Below are 3,126 nucleotides of genomic sequence, written 5' to 3'. Positions count from 1 at the left end.
ATCTTTGGTAGGTCTCTTGATCAATTTCATTTTTTATCCATTTCTCTTCGACCGTATACAGCAGTTCCTGATCTCTGACGATTTCTGATTTTTTTTCTGTCAGCCCTTTCCTGTTGTTTTCAAGCTCTTTTTCAATTTCTTTGGTTGTTATTATCCAGAATTTGAATAAAGTATTCATTTAAGTGGGTGTTTCGTTAAAAGTGGCGAAGAAACACTTTCACTAAAATACAAAGCAGGTCGACGAAACCCTGATAAGGGTAATGGATAGTTGGGCCTAATCGAATAGCCTCTTTAGCTTTTTTATCCAGACATCCCATCCATTAATAGTTATTTATTCATAGCGATATATTCTGAAGGGCTCATTTTAAAATGCTTTTGAAAATTTCGTCCGAAGCTTGTTTGTGAATTATAACCTACCATTTCGGCAATTTCATACATTTTATAGTTCTCATTCAAAAGTAATTCTGCGGCTTTTTTTAAGCGCACAATATTGATCAATTCATTCGGGCTCAAATTCGAAATATCTTTAATTTTTCTATATAAAGTCGATCGGCTCATGTTCATTATTTCTGCCAAAGATTCAACGCTTAAATCTGAATCAGTAATGTTTTTTAGAATTTCTTGGTCTAATTTATTCAGGAACTTTTCATCGATTTTACTGTTTGCAATACTTTTGATGTGTGACAGCGGTGAACTAGCATAGTAGTTCATAATTTGTTTTCTGTTTTCGATCAAATTTTCTGTCTGGACTTTCAAATAATCCATCGAAAAAGGTTTCGCAATGTAGGCATCGGCTCTCGCTCCAAGACCGTTAATTTGTGACTTCAGAGAACTTTTGGCTGTAAGTAAGATTACTGGGATATGGCTTGTTTCCAGATTTGTTTTAATTTTTTTACACAAGGTAATTCCATCCATAATTGGCATTGAAACATCACTTATTATAAGCTGAATATTTTCGTTGTGAATTATTTTTAACGCATTTTCGCCATTATCAGCTTTTAAAACGGTGTAAAGCTGAGATAATTCTGTCGAAATAAAATTCAATAAATCTTCATTGTCCTCTACAACTAAAATTTGTGTTTTCTCATGTTTGCTTTCAATTTCGGCAATAGTTAATTCCTGCTTATTTTCTTCTTTTTCGGATTCACTGTAAAGCATAAATTCTTCTTTCTGATGAAGTGGAACTACAAGTTCAAAAACATTGAGGGTTGAATTTGAAATTAATTGCAGATTTCCGTTATGTAGTTGTGTTAACGAATGTGCAAGCGAGAGCCCAATTCCGGTTCCCGAAATTGCACTCATAGTATTGACCCTAAAAAACGGCTCAAAAATTTTATCTTTTAAATGATATGGAATCAAATTTCCATCATTTTTCACGATTAAAATCAGTTTGGATTCATCTCTAAAAAGCACAATTGAAACTTTGTCTTTTGAATATTTAATAGCATTACTAATCAAATTACTCAGGATTTTTTCGAAAGCTTCTTTGTCAACAAACGCATAAATGTCTTTTTGGCTCAGTTCCAATTCAAATTCAATGCCTCTTTCTTCAATTAATTGGCTGAATCTCAAATGTAATTTTCTAACAATTGAAGAAATATTTGTTTGTACAAAAGTGAGTTTTAGTCCGCCGATTTCAGATTTTCTAAAATCTAATAATTCGTTGACTAATTTTAACAATCGCAACGTATTTTTCTTCATTATAGAAAGATTTTGAGGAACTTCTGGTAATTTGTGCTCCATTGTCAAAAGTTTTTCCAAAGGGCTTTTTATCAGCGTTAGTGGCGTTCTAATTTCGTGTGCAACATTCGTGAAAAAATCAATTTTTGCCTGATAGATTTCTTTCTCTTTTTCGTCGTTTAAATGTTTTATTTTTCGGTTATTTTTAATTTCAGTTAGGTTTTGCGAATAACGGATAATGTAATAAAGGGAACCGCAAATTAGGAGAAAATAGAAAAAATAGGCATAAGAACTTGCCCAAAATGGAGGTAAAATTTTAATTTTTAATGCAACTTCTTTGCTCCAAATACCAAAACTATTTAACGATTTTACTTTAAAAACATAATTGCCGGGCCTGAGTTCTGTAAAGAAAACTTTATTGTTGTGCCCAAGATAAACCCAGTCATTATTTACGTTTTCAAGCTTGTACCAATATTCTGTAAGCTCTGCAGCCGTATAATTTAACGACGCAAATTCAAGATTAAACGATGATTGATTGTTGTTTAATTTTAATTCATCAATATGCGAAATAGATTGTTTTATAGGAGAATCATTTTTATTGGCATCAATATCTTTATTGTTGATTTGAAGATTGGTAATATAAATTGAAGGTGAGTATTTATTTTTTGTAAAATTATTTGGATTGAAACTAATCATTCCATTTAGATTTCCAAAATACATGTCACCGTTTGTATCTTTAAAAGCAGATGCATAATTAAACTGATCACTCAACAAACCATTTGGCCTTGTATAAATCTTAATACTTTTATGATCTGAACCAAATTTCACCAGACCTTTAGAAGTTGTTATCCATAAATTTTTAGCATCATCTTCTACAATTGCATACACTACGTTGCTCGGAAATCCGTTTTCAGTCGTAAATCTTTTAAAAGTTCTTGTTTTTTTATCGAATAAATTCAATCCATTTTCAGTGGCGAACCATAAATTTGTAGAACTGTCTTCAAAAATATAATTGATGGAATTATCGCTGATTCCATTTGCGTTTTTATAATGATAAACAAAGACCTCTTTCTTTTTGGTATTCGGATTGTAGTAAAACAAGCCATCACGAGAACTCCCAGCCCATAAATTTCCATCGATATCTTCTAGGTAAGTGGTATAAAATATTGTTTCAGGAAATGTTTTTATGGACTCAAAATTGTCTTTTGGTTCATTATACAAATAAAGTCCTAAATTGGTAATCACAATCAGTTCCTTTTTTTTGGTTTCATAAAATGAGAAAATAAAATTACTGTGTAATCCCGAAGATGGATCATTAGCACTATAATGTTTTATAACCTTGCCTGAATTTCTATCTAAAATATCAAAGCCATACTCAAATGTTCCGACCCAAATTTTGTCTTTTCTAGACATTAAAGCGTGAATGTTGTAGTAGGAGTAGTAGGA

General features: G+C 31.4%; 1 protein-coding gene. It reads right to left on the bottom strand.

Annotated features, from left to right (window positions below):
- Positions 1–327 precede the first annotated feature (327 nt).
- Positions 328–3,093 (bottom strand): response regulator, encoded by a 2,766-nt coding sequence (locus tag AC1DND_RS23985; RefSeq protein ID WP_477585085.1) that lies wholly within the window; start codon positions 3,091–3,093, stop codon positions 328–330.
- Between the last annotated feature and the right edge of the window lie 33 nt (positions 3,094–3,126).

The sequence above is a fragment of the Pedobacter sp. 01N416 genome, from assembly GCF_056399685.1.
Note: the sequence above shows the minus strand (reverse complement) of the source record. Positions and strands in the feature narration are given on the sequence as shown.

What these genes read in the sequence shown, in the direction of transcription:
- AC1DND_RS23985 (WP_477585085.1), bottom strand. Translation starts at nt 3,093, where the DNA reads ATGTCTAGAAAAGACAAAATTTGGGTCGGAACATTTGAGTATGGCTTT.